This is a genomic window from Comamonas serinivorans, assembly GCF_002158865.1.
Lineage (GTDB): Bacteria > Pseudomonadota > Gammaproteobacteria > Burkholderiales > Burkholderiaceae_C > Comamonas_E > Comamonas_E serinivorans.
In genome coordinates, this window is record NZ_CP021455.1 from 734017 (window position 1) to 755319 (window position 21303).

At 70.5% G+C, this 21303-nt stretch carries 18 protein-coding genes; 8 read left to right on the forward strand and 10 right to left on the reverse strand.

What is annotated here, in order from left to right:
• Window positions 1-274: 274 nt before the first annotated feature.
• The 7 genes from panE to CCO03_RS03090 all read right to left on the reverse strand — a co-directional run bounded on the left by panE (window position 275) and on the right by CCO03_RS03090 (window position 9804).
• A complete protein-coding gene (panE, locus tag CCO03_RS03060) occupies window positions 275-1201 on the reverse strand; it encodes a 2-dehydropantoate 2-reductase (protein WP_087284065.1) in 927 nt (308 codons plus the stop codon).
• 156 nt (window positions 1202-1357) lie between these two features.
• Window positions 1358-2209, reverse strand: coding sequence for a shikimate dehydrogenase (aroE, locus tag CCO03_RS03065; RefSeq protein WP_087277106.1), 852 nt, complete (start codon window positions 2207-2209; stop codon window positions 1358-1360).
• 81 nt (window positions 2210-2290) lie between these two features.
• Complete coding sequence (locus CCO03_RS03070; RefSeq protein WP_087277109.1) at window positions 2291-3166, reverse strand: energy transducer TonB; 876 nt, start codon at window positions 3164-3166, stop codon at window positions 2291-2293.
• A 114-nt stretch (window positions 3167-3280) separates the two neighbouring features.
• Window positions 3281-5371 (reverse strand): ribonuclease catalytic domain-containing protein, encoded by a 2091-nt coding sequence (locus CCO03_RS03075; protein WP_087277111.1) that lies wholly within the window; start codon window positions 5369-5371, stop codon window positions 3281-3283.
• On the reverse strand, window positions 5368-6600 hold the full coding sequence (locus CCO03_RS03080) for a glycerate kinase family protein (protein ID WP_087277114.1): 1233 nt from the start codon (window positions 6598-6600) through the stop codon (window positions 5368-5370). The genes CCO03_RS03075 and CCO03_RS03080 overlap by 4 nt, the downstream gene beginning before the upstream one ends.
• A 282-nt stretch (window positions 6601-6882) precedes the next feature.
• Complete coding sequence (locus CCO03_RS03085; RefSeq protein ID WP_157667471.1) at window positions 6883-8487, reverse strand: SLC13 family permease; 1605 nt, start codon at window positions 8485-8487, stop codon at window positions 6883-6885.
• A 72-nt stretch (window positions 8488-8559) separates the two neighbouring features.
• On the reverse strand, window positions 8560-9804 hold the full coding sequence (locus CCO03_RS03090) for a S8 family serine peptidase (protein ID WP_087277122.1): 1245 nt from the start codon (window positions 9802-9804) through the stop codon (window positions 8560-8562).
• Between the two features lie 138 nt (window positions 9805-9942).
• Here CCO03_RS03090 and CCO03_RS03095 point away from each other — a divergent pair, with 138 nt between their 5' ends.
• Both CCO03_RS03095 and CCO03_RS03100 read left to right on the forward strand, forming a co-directional pair.
• Window positions 9943-10476, forward strand: coding sequence for an RNA polymerase sigma factor (locus CCO03_RS03095; RefSeq protein WP_087277125.1), 534 nt, complete (start codon window positions 9943-9945; stop codon window positions 10474-10476).
• Window positions 10466-11362 carry an anti-sigma factor family protein gene (locus CCO03_RS03100; protein ID WP_087277128.1) on the forward strand — a complete coding sequence of 299 codons (897 nt, stop codon included), beginning with the start codon at window positions 10466-10468 and terminating at the stop codon, window positions 11360-11362. Before CCO03_RS03095 ends, CCO03_RS03100 begins: the two co-directional genes overlap by 11 nt.
• Before the next feature lie 162 nt (window positions 11363-11524).
• On the opposite strand, the gene CCO03_RS03105 is transcribed toward CCO03_RS03100, so the two are convergent.
• Entirely contained in the window at window positions 11525-12067 is a 543-nt protein-coding gene (locus CCO03_RS03105) for a cytochrome b (RefSeq protein ID WP_205690355.1), read from the reverse strand.
• 11 nt (window positions 12068-12078) lie between these two features.
• On the reverse strand, window positions 12079-12693 hold the full coding sequence (locus CCO03_RS03110) for a YqiA/YcfP family alpha/beta fold hydrolase (protein ID WP_087277134.1): 615 nt from the start codon (window positions 12691-12693) through the stop codon (window positions 12079-12081).
• 51 nt (window positions 12694-12744) lie between these two features.
• Between CCO03_RS03110 and rodA the strand changes: the two genes are divergently transcribed.
• Window positions 12745-13908, forward strand: coding sequence for a rod shape-determining protein RodA (gene rodA / locus CCO03_RS03115; protein WP_087277137.1), 1164 nt, complete (start codon window positions 12745-12747; stop codon window positions 13906-13908).
• Window positions 13909-14158: 250 nt separating this feature from the next.
• Here rodA and CCO03_RS03120 read toward each other — a convergent pair whose 3' ends face one another.
• Complete coding sequence (locus CCO03_RS03120; protein WP_157667472.1) at window positions 14159-14989, reverse strand: Bug family tripartite tricarboxylate transporter substrate binding protein; 831 nt, start codon at window positions 14987-14989, stop codon at window positions 14159-14161.
• A gap of 445 nt (window positions 14990-15434) precedes the next feature.
• On the opposite strand from CCO03_RS03120, the gene CCO03_RS03125 reads away from it, so the two are divergent.
• The 5 genes from CCO03_RS03125 (at window position 15435) to CCO03_RS03145 (ending at window position 21243) form a co-directional block, all read left to right on the forward strand.
• The gene (locus tag CCO03_RS03125) at window positions 15435-16358 is read left to right on the forward strand and encodes a sulfite exporter TauE/SafE family protein (RefSeq protein ID WP_087277143.1); all 924 of its coding nucleotides are present in this window, start codon (window positions 15435-15437) and stop codon (window positions 16356-16358) included.
• A gap of 43 nt (window positions 16359-16401) precedes the next feature.
• The gene (gene tldD, locus CCO03_RS03130; protein ID WP_087277146.1) at window positions 16402-17865 is read left to right on the forward strand and encodes a metalloprotease TldD; all 1464 of its coding nucleotides are present in this window, start codon (window positions 16402-16404) and stop codon (window positions 17863-17865) included.
• 329 nt (window positions 17866-18194) lie between these two features.
• Window positions 18195-19034, forward strand: coding sequence for a class I SAM-dependent methyltransferase (locus CCO03_RS03135; protein WP_087277149.1), 840 nt, complete (start codon window positions 18195-18197; stop codon window positions 19032-19034).
• A gap of 266 nt (window positions 19035-19300) precedes the next feature.
• Window positions 19301-20419, forward strand: a complete 1119-nt coding sequence (locus CCO03_RS03140; RefSeq protein ID WP_087277151.1) for a 3-deoxy-7-phosphoheptulonate synthase — start codon at window positions 19301-19303, stop codon at window positions 20417-20419.
• A gap of 179 nt (window positions 20420-20598) precedes the next feature.
• Window positions 20599-21243 carry a C40 family peptidase gene (locus tag CCO03_RS03145; RefSeq protein WP_087284069.1) on the forward strand — a complete coding sequence of 215 codons (645 nt, stop codon included), beginning with the start codon at window positions 20599-20601 and terminating at the stop codon, window positions 21241-21243.
• Window positions 21244-21303 lie beyond the last annotated feature (60 nt).

A 21303-nucleotide genomic window follows, 5' to 3' on the forward strand; every position in this document is an offset into this window, starting at 1 on the left:
GCGGGGGGGCTGGCTGGGGCCAGTCTGGCCGGGCAGCCGGGTTCGCAGGGGAGAGGCCAACATGGTCAAACGGTGGGAGGGCAAGCGGTGGCGAGCCCCGGAGTGTGCCAGCTTGCGGGGGCGTTGCCCGGCTCGGCCGCCGGGCGCAGGCGTGTGTCACGCGGTGGGCCGGGCTGCCCTGCGCCAGGCTGCGCGGCCAGTCGCGCGGGCTGGCGCTGAACGGCGCGCTGGCGGTTGCGGATCGACGACCCGCGCAAGCGCCTGGGGCCCCGGCTCAGGCCGCTGCGGCGCGCGTGGCCTCGTAGGCCTTGGCGTTGGTGTAGGCCAGCTTCAGCAGCGGCACGGCGATGCCGGCCTGCTCGGCGTGGGCCACCATGTCGCCGATGATGGCGTCGGCCTCGATGCGCTGGCCGGCCTGCATGTCGCGCAGCATGGAGGCCGTGAGCGCGCTGTCTCGGTCGTTCAGCAGGGCCAGGCGTGACGCGAACCCCGGGCCGGGCGCATGCCCGTGGGCCGCGGCCACGGCCAGGCATTCGGCCACCAGGGCCTGGATGAAGTCGGCGCCGCCGGGCGCCTGCAGGATGGGGCCGACGGCCGTGCGCATCAGCGTGGTGGGCGCGGCCAGGGCCGTGATGAACACCCACTTTTCCCACATGTCCTGCAGCACCTGGGTCGAGGCGCGGGCGTCGACGTCCACCGACCGCAGCAGCTGGACGAAGGCCTCGGCCGTGGCCTGGCCGGCGGCATCGCGCGCGCCCACCACCATGGCCTGGCCTGGGTGCAGCTGCACGATGTCGCGCTGCGCGTTCAGCGTGGACGAGATCTGGCACAGGCCGCCGAACACGCGGGCTGGGCCGAATTCGGCGTCCAGCACGGCCAGGTGCTGCAGGCCGTTGAGCAGCGGCACGATGACCGTGGCCGGGCCGACGGCGGGGCGGATGCTGGCGATGCAGCTCGCCAGGTCGTAGGCCTTGCAGCTCAGCAAGATGAGGTCGAAGGGCGTGTTCAGGGTGTCGGCGCGCACCGTGGGCGGCTGGGGCAGCGTCACGTCGCCGCGCGGGCTGACGATGACCAGGCCACGCGTGGCCAGCTCCTGCGCGCGCTGCTCGCGCACCAGGAAGGTGATGTCATGGCCGGCCTGCAGCAGCCGGCCGCCGAAATACCCGCCGACCGCGCCGGCCCCCACCACCAGAATCTTCATGCTGCACTCCATGTTGTTGGGCAATGGGCGGAGTATGTGCCGATTGCCGTTCGATGATCATTGGAAGCGGTTGGATACTGCTTGATATCCGTATCCGTATCCGTATCCGTATCCGTATCCGTATCCGTATCCGTATCCGTATCCGTATCCGTATCCTCAGCCGGCCTGGGCACGCAGCGCCTGCAGCACCGGGGCCGTGGGCGGGCGCACGCCGCGCCACAGGGCAAAGGCCTCGGCGGCCTGCTCGACCAGCATGCCCAGCCCGTCGCGGGTGTGCGCGCCGTGGGCGGCGGCCCAGTCGAGGAACGCGCGGGCGGCCTGGCCGTACATCAGGTCGACGACCAGGGTGCGCGGGCCGATGACGCTGGCCGCCACCGGGCTGGCCGCGCCGGCCAGGCTGCTGGACGAGGCGTTGAGCACCACGTCGAAGGCCTGCGCCAGCGGCGCGCCCGCCAGGCCGCAGGCGCCGAGTGGCACGCCCAGGCGCGCGGACAGCGGGCCGTGGCGGGCCACCAGGTCCTCGGCCGTGGCCACGGTGCGGTTGGCCACCACCACCTCGGCCGGCCGCTCGGCCAGCAGCGGGCCCAGCACGCCGGCGCCGGCGCCGCCCGCGCCGATCAGCAGCACGCGCTGGCCGGCCAGGGCCCAGCCGGCGCCCTGGGTGATGTCGGCCATCAGGCCCAGGCCGTCGGTGTTGTCGCCAAACAGCCGGCCGTCGGCGCGCCGCACCAGCGTGTTGCAGGCCCCGGCCAGCTGCACGCGTTCGCTGGTCTCGTCGGCCAGGCGGGCGGCCTCGAGCTTGAAGGGCACCGTGATGTTGCAGCCCCGACCGCCCTCGGCGAAGAAGGCCTGCGCGGTGGCTGCAAACCCGTCCAGCGGGGCCAGCAGCCGGTCGTAGGCCATGGCCTGGCCGGTGAGCTGCGCAAACTGGGTGTGGATGTGCGGCGACAGGCTGTGGGCAATCGGGTTGCCCATCACGCAGTAGCAGTCGGGTGAGGCGGTGGTCATGTCGGTGTGATGGGGTATCTGGCGATCACCGTTTCATGGTCAACGGCAGTGCCTGCATACTGCTGAATGAGGTGGCAAGCGTCAGCTGTCGCCCATGAGCTGCGTCTGCAGCGTCTGGTCGCGCGTGAAGGTGAAGCGGGAGACGACGACGATCTGGTCGGCGCGCTTGCGCATGGCGGGCTCAAAGCCCTCGAACGGGCCGGCACTGCGCGCGATGGCCATGGCGCGGCGGTCCAGCGTGGGGTTGCCGCTGGACTCGGCCACGTCCACGGCCAGCACGCGGCCATCGTGGTTCACGGTCATCATCATGGTGAGCGAGCCGTAGAGCTTCTGGCCGCCGACCTCGGGGAAGTTGGCCGTGCCCTGGGTCTCGATCTTGCGGCGCAGCGCGTCGTAGTACTGCGCGTAGACCACCTCGCGCGTGGCGGGGCTGATGAAGCGCTTCTTGGGGCGGGCGTTTTCCTCGGCCACGCGGCGCTCGATCTCGGCCAGCAGCTTGAACAGCTGCTGGCGCTTGTCCTCGCGCGCCAGGCGTTCGGCGTCTTGACCGGGCTGGCTGGGGTCGGGCGCGTGCATGCCGGCCAGCTGGCTGCGCACCTGGTCCAGCATCAGGTTCTGCTGCTGCAGCATCTCGTCGATCTGGCGCTGCGTTTCCTCGTTGATGACGTCGCCCATCTGCGTGACGGCCGAGGGCGGCAGGGGCGAGGTGGCGCGCTTGTTCGGGTCGGCGTCGTCGCCGCCGCCGGCCAGGTTGGCCTGGGCCAGCGCCTGGGCCCGCTCGGGCACCTCGTCGGACTGGCTGTTGACCAGGATCACGTCGAGCGGCGCCTCGTCGAACAGGCGCTCGAAGTCCACGGTCTGCGCAAAGCGCGTGGTCAGCACCACGGCGTGCACGGCCAGGGACGCCAGCAGGCAGAGCTGGAAAACCGACAGTTTCTTGAGCGAGGGGATGTTCACGGCGGACGATTATCCCGTGTGTGCCGGCCCGCGCCGCGCCGCCCGGCCGCGGTGTGCGCCCAGGCCCGGCCGCGGGCCGGCCGGCAGTGCGGAACGGCGGCGCCGGGCCATGGCTCAGGACGGCGTGGGGGCCGGGGTGTCCGCGCCTTCGGCCTCGTTCACGTCCATGGCGATGTGCAGCGGGCCGGCCTGGGGCGCGTCCTCGTCCTCGTCCTCGTCGGCCGAGGTGACGACGTCGTCCAGGCGTTCGAGCACGGTGCCGTTCACGTCCAGGCTGATCAGGTCGACCTGGCCCAGGGCCACGCGCACGTGCGCGCCGCGCGCCAGCAGCTGGCTGCCCATGACGGGGAAGACCAGTGGCAGGTCATCGGCACGCACCAGCCAGGCGCCGCCGGGCAGGTCTTTGATGACGGCGCCCGTCAGCTCCGTGAGGCCGGCCTGCTGCAGGTGGCGCAGCGTCCAGAAGCGCTCCATCTGCGCCTGGTTGCCGTTGTAGGCGCTGTAGGCGGTGTCGAAGCTGCTGACGATGGAGAACAGGCTGGCGTCCTTGGGCTTGAAGGGCGCGGCCAGCGCGGCGGTGGCCCCGTGGCGCGCGGCGGCAATCAGCTGCCACTGGTTGACCAGGTCGACGTAGCGGCGCAGGGGCGAGGTGCTCCAGGCATAGCTCTTCACGCCGATGCCGGCATGCGGCAGTGCCTTGGTGCCCATGCGGACCTTGACGCCGGGCGCCATGCTGGCCTGGCTGCGGTAGATGCCGGGCACGCCCAGCTCACCCAACCAGGTGCCCCAGGTGCTGTTGGCCAGGATCATGGCTTCGGAGACGATCAGGTCCAGCGCTTCGCCACGCGGGCGTACGCTGATCTGCACCGTCTCGTCGCCGGTCGGCACCGCGTCGTCGGCGTCGGGGTTCTGGCCGACCAGCTTGAAGCTGTAGTCGGGCCGGTTGAAGTTCTCGGGCTTGCCACGCACCTGTTCGCGCTGGGCCTTGAGGTGGCGCGCCAGCCGGTGCAGGAACGACAACTCGGGACGCAAATGGGTCAGGCGCGCCAGCGTCGCCTCGTCCAGGTGGGGGGCCACCGTGGGGCTGTCGGTTTCCAGCCACTCGGGCGTGACCACGCCGCCGAGCTTGTCGTGGCGCAGGTTGGCGTAGATGGGCACCTGCTCGAGCAGCGTGCGCTGGCCGGTGATGGCCAGGCTGGCCTCGTCGAAGGTGACGTAGAGCGAAATGGCCGGGCGCGGCACGCCTTCGCCCAGCGTGTAGGCCTCCACGACCTCGTCGGGCAGCATGGTGATCTTGTAGCCCGGCATGTAGACCGTGGACAGGCGCTGGCGCGCCACGGCGTCCAGCGGGCTGTCGGGCCCGAAGGCCAGGCCGGGCGCGGCGATGTGCACGCCCACCGTGACCGTGCCCGAACCCAGGCCCTGCACCGAGAGCGCATCGTCGATTTCCGTTGTCGAGGAGTCGTCGATGGAGTAGGCCTGCACGCTGGCCAACGGCAGCGTGTCGGTGATGGCCGGGGCCGAGAGCGGCGGGAAGCCCGTGCCCTTGGGGAAGTGTTCGAACAGGAAGCGCTGCCAGTGGAACTGGTAGGGCGAGCTGATGGCGCCGGCCGCCTGCAGCAGCGTCAGCGGCGGCTTTTGCGTGGCCTTGGCGGCCTGCACCACGGCCTTGTACTCGGGCGCGTTCTTGTCGGGCCGGAACAGGATCTTGTAGAGCTGCGTGGCCACGGGTTCGGGGCACTGCCCTTGCGCCAGCTGTTGGGCCCAGGTGTCGATCTCGGCCTGGATGCGGGCTTTCTTCTCGATGGCCGCCAGGGCCTGCTGCACGATCTCGGCCGGCGCCTTCTTGAAGCGGCCCTTGCCCGCGCGGCGGAAGTAATGCGGGGCCTCGTGCAGCGCGAACAGCGCCGCCACCTGCTGTGCCAGGCTGGGCGCGTCGCCGAAGTAGTCGGCCGCGAGGTCGGCAAAGCCGAATTCGTCGTCGGGGGCAAATTCCCAGGCCAGCGCCAGCTCGATGCTGGGCACCAGCTGCTGGGCCTGCGCGATCAGCTCGCCGGGGCCGGGCTTGTCGAAGCGCAGCAGTTGGTTGGCGCTTTTGACCTTGACGCGCTTGCCCGAGTCGAGCTCGACCTGGGCGGATGCCTCGGCTTCGGAAAGGATGCGGCCGGCCAGGAACTTGCCGGCTTCGTCGAATAAAACATTCATGAGGGGATGGATTGTCCCATCACTGATGGCCGGGACCGCGGCCGCAGGCCCGGTGCCCCCACGGCCTGTCCCAGGTCCAGGCCGATGCGCACCATGCGCAGGGCATCGGCGGCGGCGCGCTCCAGCCAGTGCGGCGAGCGGGCCATGGCCTCGTCCAGCGAGCAGGGGCCTGGCACGATGCTGGCGCAGGCGTCGATGCCGTGCGCCAGGTTGAGGTCGGCGCCCGGGCCCAGGGTGCCGGCCAGCGCGATCACCGGCAGGCCGCGCAGCTTGGCGCGGCGCGCGACCTCGGCCGGCACCTTGCCGTAGGGCGTTTGTGCGTCCAGGCTGCCCTCGGCCGTGATGACGAGGTCGGCCCGGTCGAGCAGCTCGTCCAGCTGCAGGTCGTTCATGACGATGTCAAAGCGCGGGTGCAGGCGGCCGCCCAGCAGGGCCGCCACGCCGGCGCCCAGCCCGCCCGAGGCGCCAGCGCCCGGGGCCTGGCCGATGGCTTGGCCCAGGTCGCGGTGGATGACCTCGGCCCAGCGCGTCATGGCCAGGTCCAGCTGGTCGACCTGCGCGGGCGTGGCGCCTTTTTGCGGGCCGAAGACCCGGGCCACGCCGCGCGGGCCCAGCAGCACGTTGTGCCAGTTGACGGCGGCGTCGAGCTGCACCTGCTGCAGGCGCGGATCCAGCCCCGACAGGTCGATGCGGTGCAGGCGCGCCAGCTCGCCGCCGCCGGGACCCAGCTCGCGCCCCTGGGCGTCGAGCAGCCGCGCGCCCAGGGCCTGCGCCATGCCGGCGCCGCCGTCGTTCACGCCCGAGTCGCCGCAGCCGAGCAGGATGCGCTCGGCACCCGCGTCGAGTGCCGCACGGATCAGCTCGCCCACGCCGCGGCTGGTGGTCAGCATGGGGTTGCGGCGCTCGCGCGGCACCAGGCGCAGGCCGGCCGCGGCGGCCATTTCGATGACGGCGGTGCGGTGGCGGTTGCCCAGCAGGCCGAAGAACGACGGCAGGCTGTCGCCCAGTGGGCCGGTCACGCGCACCGGGATCAGCCGCCCCTGGGTGGCCTGCACCAGCGCCTGGGTGAAGCCTTCGCCGCCATCGGCCAGGGGCGCGGTCAGCACCTCGGCGTCGGGCATGGCCTGCTGCACGCCCCGGGCGAGGTGGCAGGCCACCGATTCGGCCGACAGGTTTTCCTTGAAGCCCGACGGGGCAACCAGCACGGTCAGGGCAGGGCGGCGGGACATGGCGTTCTCCTGAGGTGGGCGGCGACGCGCTGCCCATGTCCTCACCAACGCCCCCGGGCCGGCTTTATTCCTGCAGATGCAAAGTGTTGCAAATGCAGGTCGGCTTTGAGGAAGGTGCTGGAGGGGTATTCCCCGTTTTCGATGAGCAATTGATCGAGGGTGGCGAATACTGCCTGTCTTGTAGGCAGGCTTGTTCGCTGGATACGCGACCTGTTCGCCGCGTGGTTCGGCGCGCGACCGGCAGCCTCGGTTCCTTCGCGCGCCGGGGTGAGGCACGCCCCCTCAGCGCAGCCCCAGCGCCGGCCACACCCATAGCGCGTGCACCAGCAGCCACAGCACCAGGGCCGGGGCCAGCACGCTGGCCAGGCGCAGCAGGTCGGCCGGTGTGAACCCGCCCGGCACGCGCGCGAACACCGCCACCGGTTTGGCGCTGGCGCTCAGGGTCTGGCAAAAGCCCGTGCCCTGCACCACCAGCATGGCCAGCAGCGCCGGGTTCAGGCCGGTGGCTGCGAGCGGCAGCACCACGGTGGGCAGCAGCACCACGGCGCGGGCCGTGCGCGAGGGCACGACCCCATGCGCCAGCACGGCCACCACGGCCGCCAGCGCATACAGCGTGCCGGGCGCGGCCTGCGACAAGGCCAGCCCGTTCAGCGCCTGCGCGGCCAGGGCGGATGCGGCGCCGCTGGTCAGCAGCGCCTCGCCCAGCACCTGGCTGGCGGCCATGAACAGCAACAGCCGCCACTCGACCTGGCGCAACACGCGCCCCGGCTGCAGCCCGGTGCCGCCGGTGAGGACGGCCAGCGCCGCGATCACGGCCACCGCGGCCGGCTGCAGCCCCAGCGTGGCGCCGGTGGCCCAGCCCAGCACCGCCAGCGCGGCGATGGCGGCCACGGGCCGCTGCGCGTGCGTCCAGGGCGTGGGTGCGGCGGGGGCGGCCAGCGGTGTGGCGACGGTCACGCGTTGCCGGCGCTCGGCGGGTGGCACGGCCCGCAGGATGACGGCCGTGGCCAGCGCGCAGCTGCCCAGCGCAAACGGGCCGGCCAGCCGCAGCCAGTCCAGCCAGTGCCATGCGGGGCCGCCCTGGGTGCGCACGAAGTCCAGCGTGACCAGGTGGGCGCCGGCGCCCGTCAGCACACCGCCGGCCGACAGCAGGATGACCGTGGGGCACAGCAGCGCCAGGGCACGCGCCTGGGCGGGCGACAGGTGGGGCATCAGCCCCAGGCACAGCGGCAGCAGCAGGGCCGCCCGGGCCGAGGTCGAGGGGATGACGAAGGCCGTGGCCGCGATGAGCAGCGTCAGCCGCCCACACAGACTGTCAAAGCGCTGGCCGTCGGCGCCCAGGCCCAGGCGCAGCAGCCGCTCGGCCACGCCGCTGAGGCGCAGCGCGGCTGACAGCACGAAGGCGCCCGCCATCAGCCAGAGCAGCGGGTCGACCACGGTGGCGGCCAGCGTGAGCGGCGACACGACCTGCAGGCCGACAAGCGCCAGGCAGGCCGCGACGGCGACCGGCGTGTCGGCCCAGCGCAGCACGGTCCAGGCGATGAGGCAGGCCAGGGCCGCCAGCAGGCTGAGGCGGGCGGGCCACGGCCAGCCCGGCAGCTGCAGGATGGCCGCGGTGCTGGCCAGGCCGAGCGCGGCGGCCAGGGCCAGGCGTCCTGTGGGCAGCGCATGGGCTGCGGCGGGGGCGGTGCGGGCGCCGCAGCCCGCGGGGGTGCCGCTGACCGGGCAGGCCCTGGCGCCGGCAACCCGACGGACGCCTTGGTCCGCGCCGGAATGGGCAGTGCCAGGGCTGGAGCCGGGACCGGCGTGGGGGCGGCGCAGGAACATCGTCATGCCTGGGATGACGGGCCAGCGCACGATGTATTCCATCGGTCGGCCAGTTTTCATCAGAAATGGGGGTATGGACCATTTTTCGTTCATCATCAAACGGAAGTGGATGGATACCTCTTCCCAGGATGGTCAGTGCACGGCGCACCAGCGCTGCACCTGCAGCAGCCCGTGGCCAAAGGTTCGGTCGTGGCCGGGCGGGCCCAGGTCGCTGGCCTGGGTGGCCAGCGCCTGCGCCACGGACGCGGGCGGCGTGTGGGTCAGCAAGGTGGCCACGGCCGCCGTCACCACGGGGGCCGCGAACGAGGTGCCGCTGCGCGCCCGGGCCCGGCCGCTGGCGGCGGTCTGCAGGCCCACGCCGGGCGCGGCCAGGTCGACGTGGGCCCCGCGGCCGGCGCGGGGGTAGATGCGGTTGCCGGCATCGACGGCCGTGACGCCGATCACCTGGGGAAACGCGGCCGGAAACTGCGGCGCGGCGCCTGGGCCGCGGTTGCCCACGGCCGCGACGGTGACGATCTGGCGCGCATGCACCGCCGCCAGCGCCTGGGCCACGACGGCGTTGTGCTCGCCGGCAAAACTCATGTTGATGACGCGCGCGCCCCGCTGGGCCAGGGTGTCCAGCGCGGCCACCAGGTCCCAGGCATCCAGGCGTTCCTGGCCCTGCGCATCGCGGTGAAAGGCATCCACCACCAGCAGGCGGCTGCGCGGCAGCAGCCCGGGCAGCTCGGGCGTTTGCCCCACCAGCAGGCTGGCCACGGCGGTGCCGTGTGCCGCGGTGCTGGGGCGGCGGGCCGATGGTGCCGATCCGCTGGCAGCGGGCAGGGCGACGGCCTGGACCTGGGCGCCACGCAAGGCGGGGTGCGCCAGGTCGACGCGGGTGTCGATGAGGCCGATGGGCACGGCCTGGGTGCAGCGCCGGGTGGCAGACCAGCCCACCTGCGAGAAATGCGCGGGCGGCGCTGGCGCGGCGCGGCCCTGGTTGCTGCGGTAGCGGTGGTTGCGGTCGACCGTGGCGCCCGGGGCCAGCTGGCGCAGCCGGCCGACCGGGTCGCTCAGGCCCGCCGGCGCAAGCAGCCACACCACCGGCTGCGTCAGCAGGCCATTGGCGCGCTGGCCCAGCAGGCGCCAGCCGCCGCGTTGCAGTGTGGACAATTGCGCCGCCGTCAGCCCGCTGGCCACGAGTTCGACGCGCGGCTGAGGGCGGGGCCGTTGCGCGGGCCGGTCGTCGTCGTCGTCATCGTCATCGTCGCCCTCATCGTCGTCGTCCGCCCAGACTGTCACACCGGGCAGCGAGGATTCGGCGCCGGGCAGAAACGGCGCCAGGCACAGGGCCATGACCAGGCCCAGCCGGGCCATGGAATGCAACAGGACAGACATGCGTGACACCTTACCAAGACCTTCACAGGCCCATCAACGCGGCACCGGCCGCGGTATTCCCGCGGCCTGGAAGCGGGCGGTTCGGCAGCGCGCGGAATACATCGGCGCCTGCGCCGTTGATGCCGGTGAGGACCCCGCATGAACATGGACATTGGAGACGAGCTGGTGCAGGCGCTGCCGCGCATGCGCCGTTACGCCCTGGCGCTGTGCCGCGATGGCGATGTGGCCAACGACTTGGTGCAGACGGCCTGCGAACGGGCGCTGGCGGCCGGCGGCCCGGGCGATTCGGGGGCGCCGTTCATGGCCTGGCTGTTCACCATCTTGCGCAACCTGTGGCTGGACCGCTTGCGCCGCCTGCAGACCCAGGGCGTGAGCAGCGACATCGATGACCACGCTGAGGCCTTGCCGGGCGCCCCCGGTGAAGACCTGCGCGTGGACGCCCGCCTGCGGCTGGAGCGCGTGCAGCAGGCCCTGCCGCAGCTGCCGGCGGCGCAGCGCGAGCTGCTGCTGTTGGTGTGCGTCGAGGAGCTGAGCTACAAGGAGGCCGCCACGGTGCTGGGCGTGCCCATGGGCACGGTGATGAGCCGGCTGGCCCGGGCCCGCCTCAAGCTGGCGCAACTGGCCGGCGTGTCGGGCGACACATTGCAACAAGGAGCACCCCATGGCGGATGAACGCTGGAGCGATCAAGACCTGATGGCCTGGGCCGATGGTGAACTGCCGGCCGAACGCAGCCTGGCGCTGGAGGCCGAACTGACGCGCGACGCGGCGCTGGCCCGGCGGGCCACGGCCATGCTGGACACCCGCGCCCTGAGCCGCGAAGCCTGGGACGCCGAGCTGGACGCACCCGTGCCGGCCGCGCTGAGCCAGGCCGTGCAGGCCCTGGTGGCACAGCACCGCGCCCAGACCAACCATGAGACGCTGGTGGCGACCGCGCCGACGAGCGCGCCGAGTGGCCCGGCCGGCGGGTCGGACACCCGCCCGCAGGCTGCCAACGGCGCGCGCCAGGCCAGTGCGAGCCCGGCTTCGGCCGCGCAGAGCAGGCCCTCACCGGGCCCATCACCCTCGGCGCTGCGGCCGGGCTGGTGGACGGCGTGGCAAGCGCTGTGGCGGCCCTGGCCCATGGGGCTGGCGGCGTCGGCGCTGTGTGCCGGCCTGGGCTTTGTGCTGGGCAGCGCGCAGCAGGGGGGCAGCGCCTCGCTGGCCGGGCTGGATGCCTCGCGGCCCTTGCCGGCGGCCGTGGCCGCGGCGCTGCAGGGGGTGCTCAGCGGCGACACGGCCGACGTGGGGGGCGCAGCGTTCGCGCCCGTGGCCAGCTACCGCACCGCGGCCGGCGCGCTGTGTCGCGAGTTCATCTGGGGCGCGACACCTGCCGAGCAGCTGGAAGGCATGGCCTGCCGCGAAGGCACGCAGTGGCGCCTGCAGGCCGTGGCGCGCGTGTCGGCGACTGGCTTTGCGCCGGCCTCGGGCGAGGGGCCGCTGGCGGCGCTGCTGGCCCAGATCGAGGTGGGCGAGGCACTGACGCCCGAGGCCGAGCGGGCCGCGCTGGCCCAGCCCTGACCGGCACGGCGGGCTGGAGGGAGGGCCAGGCACGCGCGTCGCCGCCGGTTCGATTCAACGCCCGGTGCCGAAGCGAGGTTCATCTTGAATGAATGGGGGTATGGGTGGTTTTCCGTTGATGATGAAACGGCAATGCATGCATACCCTGTTCAAGACCATTGATCAACCGCGCATGCGGTGCCAGATGTGGGCTTCGCCCTTGACCACGTGCACGATCACCATCAGCACATGGCCGAGGGCCAGCGCCAGCAGCACCCAGCCCAGCTCGCCATGCAGGTCGTTGCCCAGGTTCACCAGCCCGTCGATCTTGGGGCCGTCGAAGCCGGGGATCAGCGGCAGGCCCAGGGGCGAGAACGCCCGGCCCGAGCCGATCTGTCGCAGCAGGCCCAGGGTGGGGATAGCCAGCATCAGGGCATAGAGGGCGACATGGCCCAGCGAGGCCAGGCGGCTGGTGGACCGGGGACGCGCCGCGCGCTGCGCCACGGCCAGGCCGAGGCGGATGACCACGAGCACCAGCAGCACGGTGCCCACGTGCTTGTGCGTGGGCCACATGAACTCGTCCAGGCCCGATTTGGGCAGCAGGGCGTGGACCGAGGCGGACGTGAGGATCCAGATCAGGCCGATGGCCATGAGCCAGTGCAGCCAGCGTGCGGCGCGGGGGTAGTGGCGGGGACCGTCGGGAATCAGGGGCAGGGTCATGGGCATGGCAGGTCCTGTCAGGGCGGGGTCAGGCCGAAGAATCGGGCCAGGGTGGGCAGGTGGGGCTCGAAGTCGCTCAGGGCGTGGTCACCGCCCGCCACGACGACCTGCGGGCTGCCGGGGTAGCGCGCCGTCATCTCGCGCCAGTCCAGTACCTCGTCGCCCTGGGCGATGATGGCCAGCAGCTGCTCGGGCTGCACCAAGGGACCCACCTGCAGGGCCTCGAGTTCCCGCAGGTGCTCGGCCGTGAAGTCGAACTGTTGCGCGGGGTCGTGCCAGGCCGATTGGGTGCCCAGGTGCCGAGCGAGGTCGCGCTCGGGCTGCACGGCGGGGTTGATGAGCGCGGCGCGGCAGCCACGCCGCTGCGCCAGCCAGGTGGCGTAGAAGCCGCCCAGCGACGAGCCCATGACGGCCATGCGCGGCGCCGGCCAGTCGCGCGTGCCCTGGTCGATCAGGGCGGCGGCTGCGGCCGGCGAGGGCGGCAGCTGCGGGCACCACCAGTGCACTTCCGGGTGGTGGGCCTGCATCCAGGCCGCCATCTGGCGCGCCTTGTTCGACTGCGGCGACGAGCGGAAACCGTGCAGGTAAAGCAGGTGGGTGATGGGGGCCAGGGCCGGCAGGTCGGGGTTCATGGGGACATTCTCCCCAAGTTGGGCGCGCCGCAGCGAGATAATCGGCGCCTTATGTCTGTGGTGCTCGACAAACCCACCCTTTGGCAGCGCCTCTGGCCGCTGGTGCGCGGTTACGACCTGGTGTTGCTGCTGGCCCTGGCCCTGCTGTGCACGGTGGGGCTGGTGGCCATGTACTCGTCGGGCTTCGACCATGGCACGCGCTTTGTCGACCATGGCCGCAACATGCTGCTGGCAGCCGGCATCCTGATCGTGGTGTCGCAGGTGCCGCCGCAGCGGCTGGCCGCCCTGGCGGTGCCCATCTACGTGACGGCCGTGGTGTTGCTCATCCTCGTGGCGCTGTTTGGCATCACCAAAAAGGGGGCGCAGCGCTGGGTGAACCTGGGCGTGGTGGTGCAGCCCAGCGAGCTGTCCAAGATCGCCGTGCCGCTCATGCTGGCCTGGTGGTTCCAGTGGCGCGACGGCATGGCGCGCTGGCCCACATTTTTGGGCGCGTTTGCGCTGCTGATGCTGCCGGTGGGGCTGATCATGGAGCAGCCCGACCTGGGCACCGCGTTGCTGGTGATGGGGGCCGGCCTGGCGGTGATCTTCTTCGCCGGGCTGCCCTGGCGGCTGGTGATCCCGCCGGTGCTGATCGCAGCCGTCGGCATCGTGGCCGTCGTCTCCAGCGAGGAGCAGCTGTGCGCCGAAGGCGTGCGCTGGCCGGTGCTGCACGAGTACCAGCAGCAGCGCGTGTGCACCTTGCTCGACCCACGCCGCGACCCCCTCAACAAAGGCTTTCACACCCTGCAGGGCATGATCGCGATCGGCTCGGGCGGGTTGCACGGCAAGGGCTTCATGCAGGGCACGCAGACGCACCTGGAGTTCATCCCCGAGCGCACCACCGATTTCATCTTTGCCGCCTATTCCGAGGAGTTCGGCCTCGTGGGCAACCTCATCCTGATCGGCGGCTTCCTGTTCCTGGTGTTCCGCGCCCTGGTGATCGGCGCGCGGGCCAGCACCGTGTTCGGGCGCTTGCTGGCGGGGGGCATGGCGACCATGTTTTTCACCTATGCCTTCGTCAACATGGGCATGGTGAGCGGCATCCTGCCCGTGGTGGGCGTGCCGCTGCCGTTCATCAGCTATGGCGGCACGGCCATGGTCACGCTGGGCCTGGGCCTGGGGCTGCTGATGTCCATCGCCCGCGACCGCGAGCCCAAGGCGCGCTCGCCGCTGTAGGCCGGGCAGCGCGCCTCGCCGGTGCGTGTGGCGGCCCCTTGGTTGTCTTCATCAATGGGGGTATGGGGTCATTGCCGTTTTCTCAACAACGGCAATGGCACCATACTGCCCACCATTTTCTGGTGGGCCGACCACGACCAGCGACTGCACCCCTTGCGTCCTCACCATGGCCCGCAGGCCAGGGCTTCGGCCAAGCAGACCGGCCTGCCGCGCGGACCTGGCCGGCTTCGCTGCAGGCCGGCCGCGCAGCTCAGTCGAGCTTCACGCCCACTGACTGCACCAGCTTGGCCCATTTGCCCATGTCCTTCTGGTAGAGCGCCTCGTACTGCTGGGGCGTGCTGTCCGTCACGGCGGGGTAGCCCATGTCCAGCATGCGCTTGTTGATGCTGGGGGTGCTCAACACCTTGGCGATGGCCTGGGACAGCGTCTGCTTGATGGCATCGGGTGTTTTGCCCGGCACCACGATGCCCACCCAGCCCAGGATGGCGAAGGCCTCGTCGGGCACGCCCGCTTCGGCGAAGGTCGGGATGTGGCTGGCGGCCACCAGCCGCTTGGGCCCCGTGACGGCCAGCGGCCGCAGGCGTTCGCTGTGCTGCTGCAGCGGCTGCACGCTGGACCAGCCGAAGTCGATGTCGCGCGCCAGCATGGCCTGGATCATGGGCGCCTCGCCCTTGTAGGCCGCGTGGGCCAGCCCGCCCTGGGTGAGCTGGTTGATGCGCTCGCCCGCCAGGTGAGGGTAAGAGCCCAGGCCATACGAGCCGAACGAGAGTTTCCCGCGGTTGGCCTCGATGTACTTGAACAGGTCGCCCAGGGTCTTGACGGGCAGGGCCGCGTTCACGGTCAGCACGACGCCGGTGTCCGACACCCGGTACAGCCGCGCCAGGTCTTTCTCCAGGTCCAGCGGCATCTTGCTGTAGAGGAATTTGTTGACCAGCAGAAACGAGGTGATGCCGACCAACAGGGTGTGGCCGTCGGGGGCTGATTTGGCCAGCTGATCGGTGCCGATGATGCCGGACGCACCGGGCTTGTTTTCGATGATGACGGGCTGCCCCAGCTCCTGCGCCAGGGGCTGTTGCAGCACGCGCGCGATGTTGTCGGTGCCCCCGCCCGGCGGGGCACGATGAGCCGGATCGGGGCGCTGGGGAAGGTCTGGGCGGCGGCGGGTTGCGCGGCCAGGCCGGCGGCGGAGGCCGCACTGGCCAGCAGCGTGCGTCGGGACAAGCGGGGCGAAGGGTTCACGTCGTCTCCTCGTTGAAACCGGGTTTGCGGATGCACGCCGGATCCGACTGCTTCGGCACGCGGCTCAGATGGTGCGCAGTTTGTGCTTGGCGCCGCATGGGGAATACGCGATGTCACGCGCGCGGCCTGCCACGTGGGAGACGGCGCGCCGGCGCCCGGGCTTATGCGAAGACTGTTCGGCGTCCAGCGAATTCATTCGTTTTCGCGCGGGCCCCGCCTTCCCAGAATCGCGCTCCACGGTGACCCACCAAACCGGTGGCGGCCGCAATTCAAGGGAGCGCACACACATGACAACCGACACTTCGATCACGACCGCGACAGCGGTTTCTTCAGAGGCGGCGCGCCGCCATCGCTGGCTGCTGTGGGCTTTGCCCGTGCTGGCGGTGGTGGCGCTGGCCGCGGGACTCTCGCAGGCCCACGTGAACAGCGCCTGGCTGGCGTCCACTTGGCAGGCCCTGGGCGAGGGCCTGAGCTCGCGGGGCTTCTGGACGGCAGCGGCCGTGGGCCTGGGCGCGCAGGTCGTCGACGGCGCCCTGGGCATGGCCTATGGCGTGACCTCCACCACCTTCCTGCTGTCGACCGGCGTGCCGCCGGCGGCGGCCTCGGCCTCGGTCCACATCGCCGAAATCTTCACCACGGGCTTCTCGGGGCTGTCGCATTTCAAGCTGGGCAACGTGAACAAGGCGCTGTTCAAGCGCCTGGTGATCCCGGGTGTGATCGGCGGCCTGGTGGGCGCATACATCCTCACCTCGATCGACGCCAGCATCCTCAAGCCCATCATCTCGGTCTACCTGCTGCTGATCGGCCTGTACATCCTGTCCAAGGTCTGGCGCACGCTGCGCGTGAAGACCGACCCGCCCAAGTACGTGGCGCCGCTGGCCTTGACCGGCGGTTTCGTCGACGCCGTGGGTGGCGGTGGCTGGGGGCCGGTGGTGACTACCTCGCTGATCGGCGGCGGTCACGACCCGCGCACCACGATCGGCTCGGTCAACGCGGCGGAGTTCTTCATCGCCATCAGCACGGGGCTGTCGTTCACGCTGCTGGGCGGCCTCACGCACTGGACCGTGATCGCGGGCCTGGTGTTCGGTGGCCTGTTCGCCGCGCCGCTCGCGGCCCTGCTGACGCGCCATGCACCGACCAAGCTGCTGCTGGTCATCGTGGGGGTGCTGATTTCGGGGCTGAGCGCCTACAACCTGTCCAAGCTGTTCTGACCGCACGCGCCAGGGACTTGGGTGCACTGCCTAAAATCAGCCCATGATTTCACGCGAACCCACCATCGAGCGCCTGGCCACGGCGCGTGCCCTGCTGCTCGAGCCTTTCGGCCTCGATGAGGCCCACCTGCACCGCGTGCTGGCCCACATTGCCGAGCACCGTGTCGACGAGGCCGACCTCTACTTCCAGTACACGCGCGCCGAGGGCTGGAGCCTGGAGGAGGGCATCGTCAAGACGGGCAGCTTCAGCATCGACCAGGGCGTGGGCGTGCGCGCCGTGTCGGGCGAGAAAACGGCGTTTGCCTACTCCGACGACATTTCGCTGGACTCGCTGATGGACGCGGCCCGCACCGTGCGCAGCATCGGCGTGCAAGGCCAGTCGCGCCGCGCCAAGGTCGGGGCCACGTCCAAGCTGGCCACCAGCCGGCGGCTGTACCCGCAGCTCGACCCCATCGCCACGCTGGACAGCACGGCCAAGGTCAAGCTGCTTGAAGACGTGGAGCAGCGAGCCCGCGCCAAGGACCCGCGCATCGTGCAGGTCATGGCCGGTCTGGCCATGGAGTACGACGTGGTGCTGGTGGCGCGGCGCGGTGGTGTGCTGGCGGCCGATGTGCGCCCGCTGGTGCGCCTGTCGCTGACCGTGATCGCCGAGCAGAACGGTCGCCGCGAGGTGGGCTCGGCCGGCGGCGGTGGCCGCTTCGGGCTGGATCATTTCGACGACGCACTCGTGCAGGACTACGTGGACCACGCCGTGCACGCCGCGCTGACCAACCTGGACTCGCGCCCCGCGCCGGCCGGTGAGCTGACCGTGGTGCTGGGCCCGGGCTGGCCGGGCGTGCTGCTGCACGAGGCCATCGGCCATGGCTTGGAAGGTGACTTCAACCGCAAGGGCGCCAGCGCCTTCACCGGCATGATCGGCAAGCGCGTGGCCGCCAAGGGCGTGACGGTGCTGGATGACGGCACCCTCGCCGATCGCCGCGGCAGCCTGAACGTGGACGACGAAGGCAACGTGACGCAGGCCAATGTGCTGATCGAAGACGGCATCCTGCGCGGCTACATGCAAGACAGCATGAACGCGCGCCTGATGGGCGTGAAACCCACCGGCAACGGCCGGCGTGAAAGCTACGCCCACGTGCCCATGCCGCGCATGACCAACACCTACATGCTGGGCGGCGACAAGGACCCGGCCGAGATCGTCGCCAGCATCAAGAAGGGCCTGTACGCCACCAACTTTGGCGGCGGACAGGTCGACATCACCAGCGGCAAGTTCACCTTCTCGGCCAGCGAGGCGTACTGGGTCGAAAACGGCAAGATCCTCTACCCCGTCAAGGGCGCCACGCTGGTGGGCAATGGCCCCGAGGCGCTCAAGCGCATCACCATGATCGGCAACGACATGTCGCTGGACACCGGCGTGGGCACCTGCGGCAAAGAGGGCCAGAGTGTGCCCGTGGGCGTGGGCCAGCCCACGCTGCGCATCGACGGCATGACGGTGGGCGGCACCGCCTGACGTGCGCCTGCCGCATGGCGGCCCGGTGGTGTAAAAAATACAGGGTATGCCCTGATTGCCATTTAAAAATGAACGGAGAGTGGGGCATACTGCTGATCAATAGGTTGGCGATTGTGCTGTGAGGTGCAGCCTGGGCTGTCCTTGGCGTCTAGCTGGGGCATGGCCAGGTCCGGGTCGGCCGGGTGACGGGGACAAGGGCTGCGGCGGTTTGCGCTGGGTCAAGCGCCTGGCTCACAACGTCACGCCAACGTGCTCGTGTGAGCCGATCTGGCTACGATGGGGCACGCCCCGCCGCACCCCGCCGGTTTCTGAGGCGCCAGGAGACAAGCATGCAGGCAGCGACGACCGCATCCGACCCGATTCGCCTGGGCACCGCGCAGGAAACCATGCTGATCCCGCTGCTGGGGCGGGCGCTCGAAAGCGAGCGCCGCCACGGCCTGATCCGCGACCCCAAGGCGCAGGAGATCGTGGCTTCGCTGGACTACGACTTCGGCAAATGGCGCCACGCGTCCAGCCTCACGGCCTGCACCATCCGCACGCTGATGTTCGACCAGGAGGTGCGGCGCTTTCTGGCCGCCCACCCCGAGGGCACGGTGGTCGAGCTGGGCTGCGGCATGAACACGCGCCATGAGCGCCTGCACCAGGGCCGCGCCCGCTGGGTCGAAGCCGATCTGCCCGAGGTCATCGCCTGGCGCCAGCGCTTCTTTGAAACCAGCGACCGCCGCCGCATGGTGGCCGTGGACTTGCGCCAGGCCGACTGGCACGAGTGCCTGGCGCTGGACGCGGGGCCGCATTGCTTCGTGGCCGAAGCGTCGCTGATCTACCTGCCCGAAGCCCAGGCCCTGGCGGCCTTGCAGACCCTGGCGGCGCGTTGGCCCGGGGCCGACCTCGTCATGGACAGCATTGCGCCCTGGGTGGTGGCCAGCCAGGGCTGGCACGATGCCATGCGGCACCTGTCGCCGGGTTGCTGGTTCCAATGGGCTTGCGACGACCCGGCCGCCCTGGCCGGGCAAGGGCTTCACCTGCAGCAATCGCGCACGCTGGACGCCTGTGGGCCCGACATCCTGATGCGCGCGCCGTGGCCCTGGCCAATGCTGCTGACGGCCATGTCCTGGATGGGGCGCTTCTGGTTGAGCGGCTACCGCGTCAACCGCTTCGTGCTGGGCTGAGCGTGATTTGGCGCCGGCCCGCGGGCCGTTGCGCCTGGGTGACACCGGCCCCATGGCGACGCCGAGCCTGTGCTACAGTGACTGCCATGTCTCGCGCCGCCGCTTCGTTTTACTTTTACTTTTGGTTCCCGGAATCCGGCGGACGGAAGCTGCGCGCGTAAACGCAACACCAAATTCCCTCAAACCGCCGGATCCGCAAGACCGGCGGTTTTTTTTCGACCCGATTCCGAACCCCACCTCTTCCCTCCCTTCACAAGGACCGCACGATGAGCACCAACCCCTATATCGATGCTTGGCAACACGCACCGCTGCAAACGAGCCAGACCGACGACCAACGCATCAAAGACATCACCGTGCTCCCGCCTCCTGACCACTTGATTCGCTTCTTCCCGATTCGCGGCACCGCCGTCGAAAACCTGGTGCGCGACACCCGGGGCAGCATCGGCCGCATCCTGAAGGGCGAAGACGATCGCCTGCTGGTGGTGATCGGTCCTTGCTCCATCCACGACCCCGAGGCGGCCATCGACTACGCGAAACGCCTGCTGCCGCTGCGCCAGCGCTTTGCCGACACACTGGAGGTCGTCATGCGCGTGTACTTCGAAAAACCGCGCACCACCGTGGGCTGGAAAGGCCTGATCAACGACCCTTACCTGGATGGCAGCTTCCGCATCGACGAAGGCCTGCGCATCGCACGCCAGTTGCTGATCGACATCAACCGCCTGGGCCTGCCCGCGGGCAGCGAGTTCCTCGACGTCATCTCGCCGCAGTACATCGGCGACCTGATCTCGTGGGGCGCCATCGGTGCGCGCACCACCGAGAGCCAGATCCACCGCGAACTGGCTTCTGGCCTGTCGGCGCCCATCGGCTTCAAGAACGGCACCGATGGCAACATCAAGATCGCGACCGACGCCATCCAGGCCGCCGCACGCGGCCACCACTTCCTGTCGGTGCAGAAGAACGGTCAGGTGGCCATCGTCCACACCAAGGGCAACCCGGATTGCCACGTCATCCTGCGCGGCGGCAAGACGCCCAACTACGATGCCGAGCACGTGACCGCCGCATGCACCGACCTGCAGGCCGCCAAGCTGCCGACCAAGCTGATGATCGACTGCAGCCACGCCAACTCGAGCAAGCAGCACGAGAAGCAGCTGGACGTGGCCGCCGACATCGGCCGCCAGATCGCCGGTGGCTCGCAGCAGATCTTCGGCGTCATGGTCGAAAGCCACATCGCAGCCGGCGCCCAGAAGTTCACGCCGGGGCAGGACGAGGTGGCCAAGCTCACCTATGGCCAGAGCATCACCGATGCCTGCCTGGGCTGGGACGATTCGGTCCGCTTGCTGGAAGGCCTGGCCGACGCGGTGCGCACGCGCCGCGCCGCACGCTGAGCCTGGCGGACGCCCCGGCCAGGTGACGGATTTGGGCGGCCACGCCGGCCCAGCCGCGTCAGCAGGTTGGCCTCATTCATCAAATTGACGCAAAATATCGTCTGAATCAGCGAGTTAGATGATATTTTGAATGCAAGAGGTGAAGCATGGGGATGGTGGATGAAGCGCATCCAGGGCACATGCGCCCGGCCAGCCTGGGCCGGGCCAGCGAAGCGGGGGTGTCGACGGTGAGCGCGGCGACCGCAGCCGTGCCCTCGCGCCGGCGCCTGCTGGGCTGGACGGCCGTGGCCAGCGCGACCTTGCTGGCGGCCTGCAGCAGTCCGCCTCACCGCTCGCCCAGTGCGTCGTCGTCGAGCGGGTCTGGCCGCACGGCCAGTGCGCCGTTGCGCCAGGCCAGCCCGGTGCCGCCCAGCGGGACGCCGCTGGCCCTCAACCCAAACAGCCGGGAAGGGGCGCTGGCCCGGGCGCTGCTGGTCATCAACACACCCTACACCTATGGGGGCAACAACCCCGATGGCGGCTTTGACTGCAGCGGCCTGGTGCACTACGTGATGAGCGCCGAAGGCAACAAGCGGCTGCCCCGCACCACCGCGCAGTGGGCGGCCGCCAGCCGGCCCATCGACAACGCGGCGCTCCAGCGCGGCGACCTGGTGTTTTTCAACACCTCGGGCGCGCGCTTTTCGCACATGGGCATCTACGTGGGCGATGGCAAATTCGTGCATGCGCCATCCACCGGTGGCACCGTGCGCCTGCAAAACCTCACCGATCGCTATTTCGCGCAGCGCTTCACCGGCGCGCGCACCGTGTTCGCGGATGGCGGATGAGGTCTCGTCCCTTCACCGCTTCAAGAGGTGAGGTGAGCGTTGGCGGACGGGACCGCGCAA